The 13,510-nt window shown below is 72.4% G+C and carries 10 protein-coding genes; 7 read left to right on the top strand and 3 right to left on the bottom strand.

The window, feature by feature from the left end; translation table 11 throughout:
• Positions 1-12: 12 nt before the first annotated feature.
• The gene (locus ACGF8B_RS20820) at positions 13-1,170 is read right to left on the bottom strand and encodes an acyl-CoA dehydrogenase family protein (RefSeq protein ID WP_342281486.1); all 1,158 of its coding nucleotides are present in this window, start codon (positions 1,168-1,170) and stop codon (positions 13-15) included.
• A 257-nt stretch (positions 1,171-1,427) separates the two neighbouring features.
• On the bottom strand, positions 1,428-1,817 hold the full coding sequence (locus ACGF8B_RS20815) for a peptidase inhibitor family I36 protein (RefSeq protein WP_392740486.1): 390 nt from the start codon (positions 1,815-1,817) through the stop codon (positions 1,428-1,430).
• Between the two features lie 538 nt (positions 1,818-2,355).
• Here ACGF8B_RS20815 and ACGF8B_RS20810 point away from each other — a divergent pair.
• From ACGF8B_RS20810 to ACGF8B_RS20785, 6 genes are all read left to right on the top strand, one after another.
• Positions 2,356-3,204, top strand: coding sequence for a thiopeptide-type bacteriocin biosynthesis protein (locus tag ACGF8B_RS20810; protein ID WP_392740482.1), 849 nt, complete (start codon positions 2,356-2,358; stop codon positions 3,202-3,204).
• 1 nt (position 3,205) lies between these two features.
• Positions 3,206-6,130 (top strand): lantibiotic dehydratase, encoded by a 2,925-nt coding sequence (locus tag ACGF8B_RS20805; protein WP_392740480.1) that lies wholly within the window; start codon positions 3,206-3,208, stop codon positions 6,128-6,130.
• Between the two features lie 18 nt (positions 6,131-6,148).
• Positions 6,149-6,292, top strand: coding sequence for a hypothetical protein (locus ACGF8B_RS20800; protein WP_392740477.1), 144 nt, complete (start codon positions 6,149-6,151; stop codon positions 6,290-6,292).
• Positions 6,293-6,415: 123 nt separating this feature from the next.
• On the top strand, positions 6,416-7,603 hold the full coding sequence (locus ACGF8B_RS20795) for a lanthionine synthetase LanC family protein (RefSeq protein ID WP_392740474.1): 1,188 nt from the start codon (positions 6,416-6,418) through the stop codon (positions 7,601-7,603).
• A gap of 181 nt (positions 7,604-7,784) precedes the next feature.
• The gene (locus ACGF8B_RS20790) at positions 7,785-9,950 is read left to right on the top strand and encodes an NACHT domain-containing protein (protein WP_392740472.1); all 2,166 of its coding nucleotides are present in this window, start codon (positions 7,785-7,787) and stop codon (positions 9,948-9,950) included.
• Between the two features lie 85 nt (positions 9,951-10,035).
• Positions 10,036-10,356 carry a hypothetical protein gene (locus ACGF8B_RS20785; RefSeq protein WP_392740470.1) on the top strand — a complete coding sequence of 107 codons (321 nt, stop codon included), beginning with the start codon at positions 10,036-10,038 and terminating at the stop codon, positions 10,354-10,356.
• An 11-nt stretch (positions 10,357-10,367) separates the two neighbouring features.
• Here the strand turns inward: ACGF8B_RS20785 and ACGF8B_RS20780 are convergent, their stop codons facing one another.
• Positions 10,368-11,840 (bottom strand): PucR family transcriptional regulator ligand-binding domain-containing protein, encoded by a 1,473-nt coding sequence (locus ACGF8B_RS20780; protein WP_392740467.1) that lies wholly within the window; start codon positions 11,838-11,840, stop codon positions 10,368-10,370.
• 123 nt (positions 11,841-11,963) lie between these two features.
• Between ACGF8B_RS20780 and ACGF8B_RS20775 the strand changes: the two genes are divergently transcribed.
• Entirely contained in the window at positions 11,964-13,439 is a 1,476-nt protein-coding gene (locus ACGF8B_RS20775; protein ID WP_392740464.1) for a sodium:solute symporter, read from the top strand.
• The last annotated feature ends 71 nt before the right edge of the window (positions 13,440-13,510 follow it).

The raw sequence follows: 13,510 nt of genomic DNA, 5'->3' as shown, positions 1-13,510 counted from the left end.
ACGTAGCCGCTCTCACAGGCCCATGGACTTGGCGATGATCGACTTCATGACCTCGTTGGTGCCGCCGTAGATGCGGTTGACCCGGTTGTCCGCGTAGAGGCGGGCGATCGGGTACTCGTTCATGTAGCCGTAGCCGCCGTGCAGCTGGAGGCAGCGGTCGATGACGCGGTGCGCCACCTCGGTGCAGAACAGCTTCGCGGAGGCGGCCTCGGCGGCGGTCAGCTCACCGGCGTCCAGGGCCTCCAGGGCGCGGTCGGCGACGGCCTCGGCGGCGTCCACCTCGGCCTGGCAGGCGGCCAGCTCGAACTTCGTGTTCTGGAAGGACGCGACGGTCTTGCCGAAGACGGTGCGCTCCTGCACGTACTGCTGCGCGAACCGGACCGCGGCCCTGGCCTGCGCGTACGCGCCGTAGGCGATGCCCCAGCGCTCGGACGGCAGGTTCTGGCCGAGGTAGTAGAAGCCCTTGTTCTCCTCGCCGAGCAGGTCCGCGACCGGCACCTTCACGTCGGAGAAGGCCAGCTCGGCGGTGTCGGAGGTCCGCAGACCGAGCTTGTCGAGCTTGCGGCCCAGGGAGTAGCCCTCGGACTTGGTGTCGACGGCGAACAGGGAGATGCCGAAGCGGCGGTCCTCGGCGGTCGGCGCCGAGGTGCGGGCGCAGACGATGACGCGGTCGGCGTGGACGCCACCGGTGATGAAGGTCTTCGAACCGTTGAGCACGTAGTGCGTGCCGTCGTCGGAGAGCTTGGCGGTGGTCTTCATGCCCGCGAGGTCGGAGCCGGTGCCCGGCTCGGTCATCGCGAGCGCCCACATCTCCTCGGCGGAGACGAACTTCGGCAGGTAGCGCTTCTTCTGCTCGTCGTTGGCGAGCATCTTGATGTACGGCAGGGCGAGCAGGACGTGCACGCCGGAGCCGCCGAAGTTGACGCCCGCGCGGGCGGTCTCCTCGTACTGGATGGCCTCGAACTTGTGGGTCTCCAGGCCGGCGCCGCCGAACTCCTCGGGCACGTTGATGCCGAACAGGCCGAGGTCGGCGAGCTTGGTGTAGAGCTCGCGCGGCACGATGCCCTGCTGGAACCACTCGTCGTAGTGGGGGACGACCTCTGCCTCGATGAAGGCGCGTATGGTCTCCCGGAACGCCTCGTGGTCCTCGTTGAATACCGTACGGCGCACGGGGTGCCTCCTAGATCAGCTTCGGTCGGCGTGGGCTCGGCCGGTTCTCGGTCGGTGTTCTCTCGGCGGTCGGTCTCGGGTCCGCCCCGAACAATTCGGCCCGGCCTGGCTAAGCGCTTGCTCAGATACATTCAAAAGTTACCCGGCAGTCATGGAGGCTGTCCAGGGTGATGCTCCGCACGCCCGGACGCGGACATGCGGAGGTCCTCCCCGGCCGCCGACCGGGGAGGACCTCCGTACCTCTGGTGCCGCCGGTGCTACTGGGGCTTGAAGGAACGGATCTGGTAGTTCCCCTGGAGGTTGCCGCCGTTGCCGGCGGGGGTGGAGCCGACCCGGGCGTTGTAGTTGGTCTGGGTGTAGTACTGCACGCGGTGCCCGGTCGCGTTCCACACGGAGCGGACGTTCTGGCCCCGCTGGATGAACGAGCAGTCGTCGGCGGTATTCGCCCGCTGCTTGTCGGACCACTGGCAGCGGGTGCCACCCCCGTTCCAGTCGCTGTAGATACAGAAGTAACCCGGGCTGCAGCTGAACGAAGCCCTGGTGCTCTCGGGGGCGGCGTTCCCGGTGGCCGCGGTCGCGGCGGGTCCGGTGCCCAGCCCCAGGGCGAGGGCGAGAGAGGTGAGGGCGAGCGCGCTGAAGCGGTTCATGGCAGAGACCTCTTTCCAGACGTCGGCCGGGGATCCGCCCCCGGCCAACCGGGGATCCGCCCCCGGTCAACGTCAGCGTGGCACGGCCGTGACCTGCGCAGACAGGCGGAAAAAGGGGCGCTCGAAGCCCGGATGCGGCTCGGGTCCGCCGTTGCCGTGGATCGTGCGACGGCGCGGGTTTCTGCGCTCCAGGCTCACGGGTCACGCCAAGCGCACACCGGTCCATGATCTGACTAATTGCCATATTTCTTTCAGTCGGTGTTGACGAGGGAATTGACCTGTCGACGGACCTGACCGGTCCGGCGCAGACAGACAGGGCTTCCGGTTCCGACCGGGTCGGCCCGGGCGCATCCGGTCCGGCCGGCAAGCGGCCAGGGCGTTCAGAAGCGTCCCGTGAGTCCGCGAATCCGTAGACGACACAGCACCCGACAGGGCTTCTCGTGATTTCCGGGCGATACCCGCGGCGCCCACTCCGCGGACACATCCGGCGATCCCTGAGATGCGCCGTCATGCCGAGAACACGACACACGGAGGTCCCATGCTGGGGGTGGAGCACCCGGAGGCGAGCTGGGTTCAGGTGAATCTGGCCCCGCAGCCGCGTTCATGGCCGCGCCTGTACGAATGGCTCGCCGGTACCGCGCACGACCTCCTCGACGAACACACCGCACGCGCCTTCTTCTTCATGCACAAGGCACCCGGTCTGCGCGTGCGTTTCCAGGCGTCGAGGTCGGCCGGCCCCGTTCTCCTGCAGGCCGAACTCCTCGGCCGGATCAAGGAGTTCGGCGGGCTGGCCGGGCCGCCGGTGTGTGCGGTGTACGAGCCGGAGTCCTACCTCTTCGGCGGCCCCGGCTCCATGCCGTGGGTGCACGACGTGTTCACCGCCGACTCCCTGGCCTGGCTCGACCACCACACCCGGCGGCCCGGTGACGGCGGCGGGCACGCCGCGGCCGACTGGCGGCTCTCGCTCGCCCTGCTCCGCGAGCTGTTCGACGGCCTGGGCATCGTCGGCTGGGAACACCGGGGCGTCTGGGACGCGGTGCGCACGGACACCGGACGCCGCCTTCCCGAGGGACTGCGGGACGCCGCGCTCCGCCGGGCGGCGCAGGGCATCCGCGCGTACTGGGAACAGCCTCGGGCCCAGCTCCTCACCGGTCTGTCCGAGACCTGGCGCGCGGGCCAGGAGCGCCACTGCGAGGCGGTGCACCTGGCCGCGGCCCGCTGGCGCACCGGCTACTTCGAGTCCGGCTACGCCCAGCGCGGCCCGCGCCGCGCCGCAGCCCACGCCGTGATCTTCCACTGGAACCGGGCACGGCTCTCGCACGCCCGCCAGAGCCTGATCGCCGAGGCGCTGTTCGACGACGGGGCGGACGACGGGGCGGTGGGCTGACATGACCGGGCTCCACGTGGCCTCGCCGGTACCTGCTCGCTCCGGCACGAGCGGCGGCCGGCTCCTCGGCGCCACCGCCCTGGTGCGCGCCTGTGGCGTCCCCGCCCCGATCTGGACGGCCGCCGGCGGTTCCGGGCTGTTCGGCCGGGTCGTCGAGCACGCCGACGCCGTCGAGCGGCAGGGCGAGCAGGCCCCGCGCCTCGCCGAGGCGTTGAGCGGCGTCGTCCCCGACCGGCGCCTGACGGACGCCGAGCGCCGTGCCGTGCTGGCCCTGCGGCGGCGCCTGCACTCCGGCTCGGCGCCGGGTCCGGCGGACTGCCGATTCCTGGAGACGGTGACCGCCGTACCCGAGTGGCTCGCACGGGAGGCCGGAGCGCTCTGCCGCGCCGCCGCCTCGGCCCGCGCGACCCGGGCGGAACTGGAGCGCGCGCTCGGCGACGAGCGCGAGCGGGTGGGAGCGCTGGCCTGGTCACTGGTGTCCGCCAGCCCGGTCCTGCGGGAGTTCGTCGACGGAGCGAGCCCCGGGCTGGCGCAGGACGTGGCCGCACGCCTGGCCGACGGTGAGACGTGGACCGGGAAGCGGCTGCGCAAACGTTCCGCGTATCTGTGGCGGGCCGTGGGCCGGGCAGCGGCGAAGACCACGCCACGGGGCTGGGTGGGACAGGTCGCTCCGGTCCCGGTCGGCGGTTCCGGCTTCGCGGACGGGGCGGGGTTCGGGCTGCTCGCCCCCGGTGCCGAGCTGGCCGGACTGGCCGCCGCCGCGGTGGAGAACGTTCACGTCGTACGCACCCTCGCCGGCGCGCGGGACCTGCGGGGTGCCGACCCGGCCACCGCGCTCGCGCCCGCCCCGCTGTCCCTCACCGACGGCGGCGACGAGGGCGGGGCGGGAACGCTGCGCTGCTACGCGATCGACCCGGGCGATCCTGGGCGGCTGAGGCAGGTCGCCGTGCGGCGTACCGCGCTGCTGGACCTCCTGCTAGCCCTGTTCGCCGAGGGGCCGCGCACCCTCGCGGAACTGGAGTGCGCGCTGCCGGTCGCCGACCCCGTCGTACTGCGCGGGTTCCTCACCCACCTGACGGGGCTGGGCGTGCTCCAGATCTGCGTGGCCCCGCGCCATCGCCGCATCGCCTGGTCCCCGGCCGCCCGGGTGGCCGGATCCGGGCGGCTGCCCCGACCGGGCAGCCGGTCCGGAGGACCCGAGCCGGACGGCTGGTTCCTCGACTCCTACCGAGGTCTGGACGCCCGCGTGTCCGACCGGGCCGCCGCCCGCGTCCAGCGCGCCCTGCGGACCGCCCACCGCGTGGCCGCCCTGCGCCGGGCCGACCGGGACGCGGGCTCCGGCGCACCGGCCCCCACGCCGGGCACCGAGCAGTTGGACGAGCGTCCGCGTCCGGTCGGCGAGATCCTGACCGCGCTGCTGTCGTCGGGCGAGCGGCCGTCCCCCGGGCCGGCCTCGCGCCGCTACGGGGGATGGCATCCGGCCCACGGACCGGAATCCGGATACGCCCGGCTCCTCGGCCACCTCGCCGCCCACCGCGACGCGGCGCAGGTCGACATCGACGACGACCTCCTGGACGAGCTCGGAGCGCCGCCCGCCGAAGCGGCGGTGCCGCCCTGGCCGCTGGACTGTCTGGTGCGCCCGCTGCCCGGCCCGGGGCCCGTCGCGGTGCTGGAGACCGCCTCGCCCGCCGGAGTCATCGACGCCCGGTTCGCCGAGGCGCTCCAGGACCTGTACGGCGGCTACGGCGCCGTCGACGCCTACCGCGACTTCCTGGACGCGGTGGAGCGGCGAGCCGGGGTGAGGTTCGTCGAACTGCTCGTACCGCCGGTGTCGGAGCGCGCGGCCAACGCCGTCCGGCGCCCCGTCACCACCCGCTGGTGGACGGGCGACCCCAACCCGGCTGCGTACTTCGGCCTCGGGAGGCCTGAAAGCCCTGGGGGCTGCGGGGGCCCCGGAAGCGCCGGTGGCGCCGGAAGCCCTGGAAACGCCGGAAGCCCTGGTGAAGCTGATGACCTCAACGGCCCCAGCAGCCCCAGCAGTCCAAGTGGCCCCAGCAGCCCCAGCAGTCCAAGTGGCCCTGGTGGTCCTGTCAGCCTCGGCGGTCCCAGTAGCCCCGGTGGTTTTAGTGGCCCCAGTGGCCCCGGTGGTTCCAGCAGCCCCGGCAAGTCCAGTGCCCCCAGCGGTCGCGTCGTCGCCGGCCCGCGCTATCTCCCCCTCGACCGCATCACCCTGCGCCGCTGCGGCGGCCGGATCGTCGCCGAGGTGGACGGGGAGCGTGTGCTGCCCGTCCATCACGCCACCCGTAGCCCGATGCCCCCGTACGACATGCTGTTCCGGTTGCTGCTGTCGGCCGGGCACCCGTGGGCGGCCACGGTGCTCCGGCTCGACGGTCTCGCCGCGGCCTTCCCCGCGCACCCGGACGTCGTCCGTACGCCGAGGGTGACGATCGGTACCGACCTGGTCGTCTCCCCGGCCACCTGGCGGGTTCCCAGGGCCCGGCTGTGGCGGCCCGGCGACGCGGAGCTCGACCGGGTACGGACGCTGGCCGTGCTCGTACGGTCCGCCGCGATGCCGCGGTTCGTCTTCGTGCGGCCCGCCTTCGAGGCCAAGCCGACGCCGGTCGACCTCGAAGCGCTGACCGCGCTGAACGCCATCGAGCGAGCCTGCGCCGCGCTGCCCGGGGACGAGCTGGTCATCGAGGAGATGCTGCCCGGCCCGGTGGCCGGACCGCACGGGCCGACGCTGTCCGACGCACTGCACGAGGGCGCACCGGTCGCCGCCGAGCTGATGCTCAGGCTGCCCTTCGACCGGACCGCCGAGGAGCTGGCCGAGCCTGCCGCCGCCGCCCTCACCCAGAACGTCCCCGGCCCGTCCGCACCCGGTGCGGACGGATGCCGGGGCGGCAACCCACCAGGGAAACAGTAGGAAACAGGAGGAAACACCATGTCCACCATGGAGATCACCGACCTCGACACCCTCATCGACGAGCTGGACGAGCGCATCACCGGCACCGAGCTGCCCGTGCTGACGGACGGCTACAGCACCCTGTGCACGATCATCGTCTGCGACTCGGTCATCTGCAGCTGAGGCCGCCGGCCGACCGTGTCCGACCGGACGCGACGCGTCCATCACTGAGTTGAGACGCGTCCGTCACTGAGTTGAACGGAGCCACCCGGACCGGTCCGGGTGGCTCCCCGACGAGGAGGCCCGATGCCACCGCACGGCCCCGGACCGCATCCTTCGGCACTCGATCTCGCCCGGCAGTTCCTGGACGGATACCCCGAGTCCGAGAACACCACCTCCGACCCGGGCGTCCCGGTACTGGCCTCGCTGGCCGCCCGGGCGGGCGACCCCGCCGCGGCGGCGAGCGCCCGGCGCGCGGTCGCCGCCTGGTCCCGGACCGTGGGCCGCGGCCTTTCCCACGGCGGACTGCTCGACGGCGGCCTGGCCGGAACCTATGTCGGCCTGCGCCGGGCCGCCCGGATCCACCCCCCGCTGCACCGCGCCGCCGACCGGCTGCGCGACCACCTGCTGAGCAGCGCCTCGGCGCACCCCTGGCGGACGACGGACGTCGGTCTGCCCGACTACGACCTCATCGGCGGACCGGCCGGCACCCTGCTCGCGCTCTGTACACAGGAACCACAGCCGTCCGTACGCCAACTCCTGCCGTTCGCCGCCCACTTGGCGGCGCTGTGCGACAGCGACGACCTGCGCCGGCTGCACATCGGCCAGTACGCGGACCACCCTCGGCTGGGCTGGATGCAGGGCCGGGTGAACACCGGGATGGGCCACGGAGTGGCGGGACTCGTCGCCGCGCTCACCGCCACGGTCCGCCGCACCGGGCCACGGCCACGGCTGACGGATGCCCTGCGCCGCGCCACCCACTGGCTGGTGGAGCAGTCCTTCGAGGACGACCGGGGTGTCCGGAGCTGGGACGGCGCGGGCCGCGACGGCCCGCCGCCCGCCGGGGCGCGGGCCCGGCAGGCCTGGTGCTACGGCACCCCCGGCATCACCTGGGCACTGTGGGACGCGGCCGACGTGCTGGGCGACCGGGCGGCGGCCGACTGGGCGGCGGCCGCCTTCGCCACCCTCGCGGAGCGGTACGACGAGGACTTCCACCTCTTCGGCGACCCGCTGACGGACCGGCTCGCGCTGTGCCACGGCGCGGCGGGCGTGCTGGTCGTGGCGGACGCCTTCCACCGCTGGGCCCGGCTGTCGGCCGCCGCCGTGCTCGGCGCCCGGCTGGCCGAGCACCTGACCACCCGGCTGCCGGCGGCCCTCGCCCCGGACCGGCCCCGGACCTCGCTGCTCACCGGAGCCCCGGGCGCACTCAGTGCCCTGCTCACCGCCACCCACGACACCTCGCGCGACTGGCTGCCCTGCCTCGGGCTGCGGTAGCGGGCGCCGCCGGGCCGATCACCGCCTCCGCAGGGCGTCGCTCGGCCATCAACTGACGTTTGCGCCCCGGGAGTATCCGCTGGGGCGGCATGATCGGGGGATGCTCGGATTAGAGGAACGCCGCCATCGGCGCAGTAGGCGGGTCGTGCGTGTCGTGTGCGCGGTGTTGATTGCGGCAGGCGTGACTTTCGCCGTATGGAACATCGTCGCCGACAATGAGCGCAAGCCCGTCGATATCGCGACTCTTCTCGGTGTTCCGATCGGTGTGGTCGGTCTGGCGATCGCGGTCAAGCCGGTCGAGAGAAATGGCGTCGAACTCGCGCGTGGCCGTGCCGGAAAGCTCGCCGGGGAGGTCAAGAAGGGTGAAAGCAGGGTCCGGCGGCAGCTGCTCGGTTCCGACGTCCAGCGCATCAACCTCACCTATGTCCTGCACTCGATGAGCGAACGGGCCGCTACGGCCCCGCCTGCCGGGCGTACGTTCGCCGACGGTCCCGCCACCTTGCCCGATGTCCTGGAGTACTACCGCTCCACCCGGCCCCGGCGTCTGGTCGTCACCGGGGCTGCCGGGGCGGGAAAGACCGTCCTGGCCCTGGAACTCATGCTTGCCCTCATCGAAGACCGCGCCGAGGGCGATCCCGTGCCGGTCCGGATCTCGCTGGCCCAGTGGGACACCGACCAGCCCCTGACCGACGTGCTGGCACGGCGTCTGGCCGAGGCGTACGGCTGGCCGGCCGGCACGGCTGCCGGCCTGGTCGAGCACGGGATGGTCCTGCCGGTCCTGGACGGGCTGGACGAGATGGATCCGCTGCGCCCGGACGGCACCCCGGATCCCGACGCGCCCCGCGCCCGTGCCGTTCTGGAAGCGCTCAACACCTACCAGGACGGCCGGAACGCCGGTTCCCTCGTACTGACCTGCCGCACCGCTCACTACGACGCTCTCGCCCCCACGGACCGGCTGATCGACGCCGCACGCATCGCCGTCGCCCCTGTCGACGCCGACCACGCCGTCACCTATCTCCGCGCGCGGGCCATCGACACCCCCCGCTGGCAGCCCCTGATCGACCACCTCGAAACCCAGCCCGCCAGCCCGCTGACCACCACCTTGTCCACGCCCTGGCGGCTGTGCCTGACAGCCACCGTCTACCACCGCGACGGCGATCCCTCAGAACTCCTCCACCACACCGACGGGCACGACCTCGACGAGTACCTCCTCACCCGCTACGTCCCCGCCACCGTCGCCAACACGCCCAACCCTCGCGGCTACCGGCCCGAAGACGTCCATCGCTGGCTCCACCACCTCACCGGCCACCTCACGGGCGCCCCGTCCACCGACCTCACCCTCCACCGACTCTGGACCCTGGCCGGCACCACCCGCGTCCGCATCGCCGACATCGTCCTCACCACGCTCGCCGTCGCTGCCGTCCTTGCCTTCGCCTTCGTGGGCCTCATCGAGGACGAACCTTTTCCGACCACCCTCTTCGCCGCGCTGGCAGCGTTCGCCGGCATCGCCTCCTTCCGTCCGACACCCGGGCCCAACCGGCTCCGCATCCCCCGGGGAACGCTCCAGCGCGGATTCAGGGCCAGGTTCTGGGCCGGATCGAAGATCTGGTTCGCCGTCGGCTTCGCGATCGGAGTCGCGATGCTGGTGTCCTTCGAAGGCAGGGGGTGGTACGCGCTCGCGGAACTCTTCGACCTCCAGCTCAATATCCCGAATGCGTTCCCGGGGATCGAGCTGGGTGTCGAGGTCGGGCTCGTGGTCGGCTGCACCGGCGGAATCATGGCCGGGCTCACGGGCGGGTTCGCGACCGGTTTCAGTACCTGGTTCAGGGTCTGGTTCGCACTCGGGCTCGCGTATGGACTCGGGGCCTCGGATTTCGGGTCCGGGCTCATGGGCGGACTCAGACTCGGACTTTTCGTCGGACTCGTCTTCGCGCTCGCGGGCGGGCTCATCGGCGGCTTCGTGAACGGACTCAAGGAAGAGCCGACCACTGTGGCCAACCCTTGGGCGATTGTCCGCGACGACATGGCCTACGGACTCGTGATCGGGCCCCTTGCCGGGCTCATGGCCGGGCTCATGGTCGGGTTCACGATGTGGGTCAGGGGTGGAGCCATGGGGGCCGTGGTTGTGGCTGTTGTCGGGCTCGTGGTCGGGTGCGCGAGCGGACTGGCGGGTGCGGCGCGGAGGTACGGGGTGTTCCTGCTGTGCTCGCGCGGCAAGCTGCCCTTCCGCCTCGCGGTCTTCCTCGACTGGGCCGTCACCGCCGGCCTCCTGCGCTACAGCGGGCCCAGCTATCAGTTCCGCCACCGCGAACTTCAGCAATGGCTCACTCGGCACTCCCGGCCTTGACCGTGTCACGGCGACGGTCCCGTCCGACGACGGGGCCGGTCGGTCGAAGTGCTGTTGAGGCGTTCAGCCCTGGAGGGGCCCGCCCTTGACGGAGGTGACGAACGCGGACCAGCCGGCAGGCGTCTCGGCGCGACTGCTTCCGTGGTCCAGCGCGGAGGGCAAGCCCTGCTACGTCGTCGGTGACGGAACCGGACGCGTCTCCCGCGTGGCCGACAACATCGAGAGCGTGCAGCCCGGCATGGCGCTCGAACGGTTCGACCACGCCGACGACATGCTCGACGACGGCCAGGTCACTTCGGCGCAGCTCCGGTACGTCCTGGCCCGCATGGCCGAGGCATTGCGCGATGTGCACCGGATCGCCCGGAGCCGGGGCGAGCGGCTCGCTGCTTCAGCCCGCGAGGGCTGAAGCCTCCCCGTTCACCGCACCCGCAGTGCGAACCACAGCTCCGTCCGCACGTCCATGTCGTCCAGGTCCACGTCCAGCAGGGCCGCGCAGCGGGCGATGCGCTGGCGGACCGTGTTGCGGTGGATCCGCAGGGCCGTGGCCGTACGGTCCCAGCTGCCGTGGAGGCTCAGCCAGCAGCGCAGGGTCTCGGTCAGCGGCTCGGTGAGCGGGGCGAGGAGGGCGCGGGCGTGCGCCTCGGCGCGGTCGGGCGGGATCAGCGAGGCCAGGCCGCCCCCGCCACCGTTGTTGTGGTGGGCCAGTGGGGTGCGGGTGGCGACAGCGCGGCCCAGGGCCCTGGAGGCCTGGTCGTCGGCGAGTCCGAGGGCGGTGATGGCGGCCGGGGCGGACGCGCCGAGGGTCCAGCCGGACTGCGGGGTGATCCGGTCGCCGCCGGGGACCAGCACCCGTACGGCGTCGCCGCTCCGGCCCGCGTCGACCAGGGCCGAGCCGAGGGCGGCACCCAGCGCGCCGGTGGTGAGCGGGTCGACCGGGCCGTCGCCGCTGCGGCGCGCGTGCACCACCGTCCACTGCTCGGCGCCCCCGAGCAGCGGCGCCACGTCCTGCGGGTCCGCGCCCAGCAGCATCCGTACCAGCGCGGCCGAGCGGCCCGCGGCGTCGGCGCCCTGGTGCGGGGCGGCCAGCAGGGAGAGCAGGACCACCGCGATCCCGGCGATGGTGTGGTCGCCCGCCTCGCGCCGGTCCGTCGCCAGCGCCAGGACCAGCCCCTGGCCGCCGCCCAGCGCGTAGGCCGACAGATGGGTGTCCCGCAGGGTGTCGGTGGCGGACGCCGGGGCGGGGCGTGACCCGGCGCGGACCACCCGGGTGAGTCTGGTCAGCGCCGCTCCGGCATCGGGGGCCGGGCGGCGGCCCGAGGCGTGCAGCTCCTCGCCGTCCGCGGCGAGCAGCGCCGCCCGGCCCTCCAGCTGGGCCGCCAGCTGGTGCAGCACCGCCGGGACCGGGTCCGGCCGGGCCGCCGCCGAGGCCAGGGCCTGCTGGGCGCGCGTCACCCGGCGCAGCTCGCGGTGGCGGGCCTCGGCCATCAACCGCCACACCGTCCGGGCGATCGCCGTGAACGGGGTCTCGGGCGGCACCTCCAGCAACGGCAGACCGTGCCGGTCGCACGCCTCGATCAACGCCCGCGGCACCGTGTCGAACACCGGCGTCACCCCGAAACCGAGCGCCGCCGCCCCCGCCTCCACCAGCCGGTCCACGAACGCGTCCGGGTCCTTCAGCAGCACCCCGGCGCTCAGCAGCAGCTCACCGCCGAGGAGATACGGGTACGGGTCGGCCATCTCCGAGGTGTGCACCCACAGCAGATCCGCCTCCGCCGGACCCGCGATCCGGCGCAGTCCGAGCTCCTCGTGGGCCAGCAGCTCGGCGAGCGGGATCGGAGGGGTGGGCGGGGGAGCGGGCGTCGGGGTCGGCCCGCCCGGGGCTTCCGGCATGGACGGTCCATCCATCAGGGGCTTCGATTATGGATGAAACGTACTCTTCAGCGTCGCTTGCGGGCCACCTACCGTCTTCTTCACGTAAGGCATGTGCACTTGTGACCGAAGTGGAGGAAGCCCATGGCCGTCGACTACGCGGTGATCATCGTCTATCTGGCCGGCATGCTCGCCATGGGCTGGTGGGGCATGCGCCGCGCCAAGTCCAAGAGCGAGTTCCTGGTGGCGGGCCGCAGGCTCGGCCCCGGCATGTACTCCGGCACGATGGCCGCCATCGTCCTCGGCGGTGCCTCCACCATCGGCGGTGTAGGACTCGGTTACCAGTACGGCCTCTCAGGCGCCTGGATGGTCTTCACCATCGGCCTCGGACTGCTCGCCCTGTCCGTCTTCTTCTCCGCACGCATCGCACGGCTGAAGGTCTACACCGTCTCCGAGATGCTCGACCTGCGCTACGGCGGCCGGGCCGGGATCATCTCCGGCGTCGTGATGTGGGCGTACACGCTGATGCTCGCGGTCACCTCGACCATCGCGTACGCCACCATCTTCGACGTCCTCTTCGACCTGAACCGGACCGTCGCGATCATCCTCGGCGGCACCATCGTCGTGGCGTACTCCACGCTCGGCGGCATGTGGTCGATCACGCTCACCGACATGGTGCAGTTCGTCGTCAAGACCATCGGCGTGCTGCTGCTCCTGCTGCCCATCGCGGTGATCAAGGCGGGCGGCTTCAGCGAGATGAAGGCGAAGCTGCCCACCGAGTACTTCGACCCGCTCGGCATCGGCGGCGAGACGATCTTCACCTATGTGCTGATCTACACCTTCGGCATGCTGATCGGCCAGGACATCTGGCAGCGGGTGTTCACCGCCCGCAGCGACAAGGTCGCCCGCATCGGCGGCACCGTCGCCGGTACCTACTGTCTGATCTACGCCGTCGCCGGCGCCGTCATCGGCACCGCCGCGAAGGTCATGTACCCGAAGCTGCCCAGCGCCGACGCCGCGTTCGCGACCATCGTCAAGGACGAGCTGCCGATCGGCGTGCGCGGGCTGGTGCTGGCCGCCGCGCTGGCCGCGGTGATGTCCACCTCCTCCGGCGCGCTGATCGCCTGTGCCACCGTCGCCAACAACGACATCTGGTCCCGGCTGAGGGGAGTGGTGTCCCGGGGCGGCGAGGCCGCCGGGGGCGAGCACGACGAGGTGAAGGGCAACCGGGTCTTCATCCTCGTCATGGGCGTCGCCGTCATCGTGATCGCCATCGCGCTCAACAACGTCGTCGAGGCCCTGACCGTCGCGTACAACCTGCTCGTCGGCGGCCTGCTGGTGCCGATCCTCGGCGGTCTGCTGTGGCGCCGGGGCACCGCGGCGGGCGCGCTGGCCGCGGTGTCGGTCGGCGGCCTCGCGGTGATCGGCCTGATGGCGGGATACGGGATCCTCGCCAACGAACCGGTCTACTACGGCCTGCTGGCCTCGCTCGCGGTGTACGTGACCGTCTCCCTGGCGACGAAGCCGACCGACGCCGCCGTACTCGCCGCCTGGCGCGAGCGGCTGGCGGGACGGGGCGCGACTACGGAGGAGCCGGCGCACGAACCGGCCGCGACATAACCGTTCCCGCACTCCCCGGGAGGGGCGGCCATGCCCCTCCCGCCCCGCCCCGCACACTGGACAACGCACGC

Origin of the sequence: Streptomyces sp. NPDC047917 (assembly GCF_043204345.1) — a bacterium.
Lineage (GTDB): Bacteria > Actinomycetota > Actinomycetes > Streptomycetales > Streptomycetaceae > Streptomyces > Streptomyces sanglieri.
This window is presented reverse-complemented; position numbering and strand designations above follow the sequence as displayed.

Excerpts from the sequence above, each read along its gene's own strand:
- ACGF8B_RS20815 (WP_392740486.1), bottom strand. The coding sequence starts at position 1,817 with ATGAACCGCTTCAGCGCGCTCGCCCTCACCTCTCTCGCCCTCGCCCTG.
- ACGF8B_RS20810 (WP_392740482.1), top strand. The coding sequence starts at position 2,356 with ATGCTGGGGGTGGAGCACCCGGAGGCGAGCTGGGTTCAGGTGAATCTG.
- ACGF8B_RS20805 (WP_392740480.1), top strand. The coding sequence starts at position 3,206 with ATGACCGGGCTCCACGTGGCCTCGCCGGTACCTGCTCGCTCCGGCACG.
- ACGF8B_RS20800 (WP_392740477.1), top strand. The coding sequence starts at position 6,149 with ATGTCCACCATGGAGATCACCGACCTCGACACCCTCATCGACGAGCTG.
- ACGF8B_RS20795 (WP_392740474.1), top strand. The coding sequence starts at position 6,416 with ATGCCACCGCACGGCCCCGGACCGCATCCTTCGGCACTCGATCTCGCC.
- ACGF8B_RS20780 (WP_392740467.1), bottom strand. The coding sequence starts at position 11,840 with ATGCCGGAAGCCCCGGGCGGGCCGACCCCGACGCCCGCTCCCCCGCCC.
- ACGF8B_RS20775 (WP_392740464.1), top strand. The coding sequence starts at position 11,964 with ATGGCCGTCGACTACGCGGTGATCATCGTCTATCTGGCCGGCATGCTC.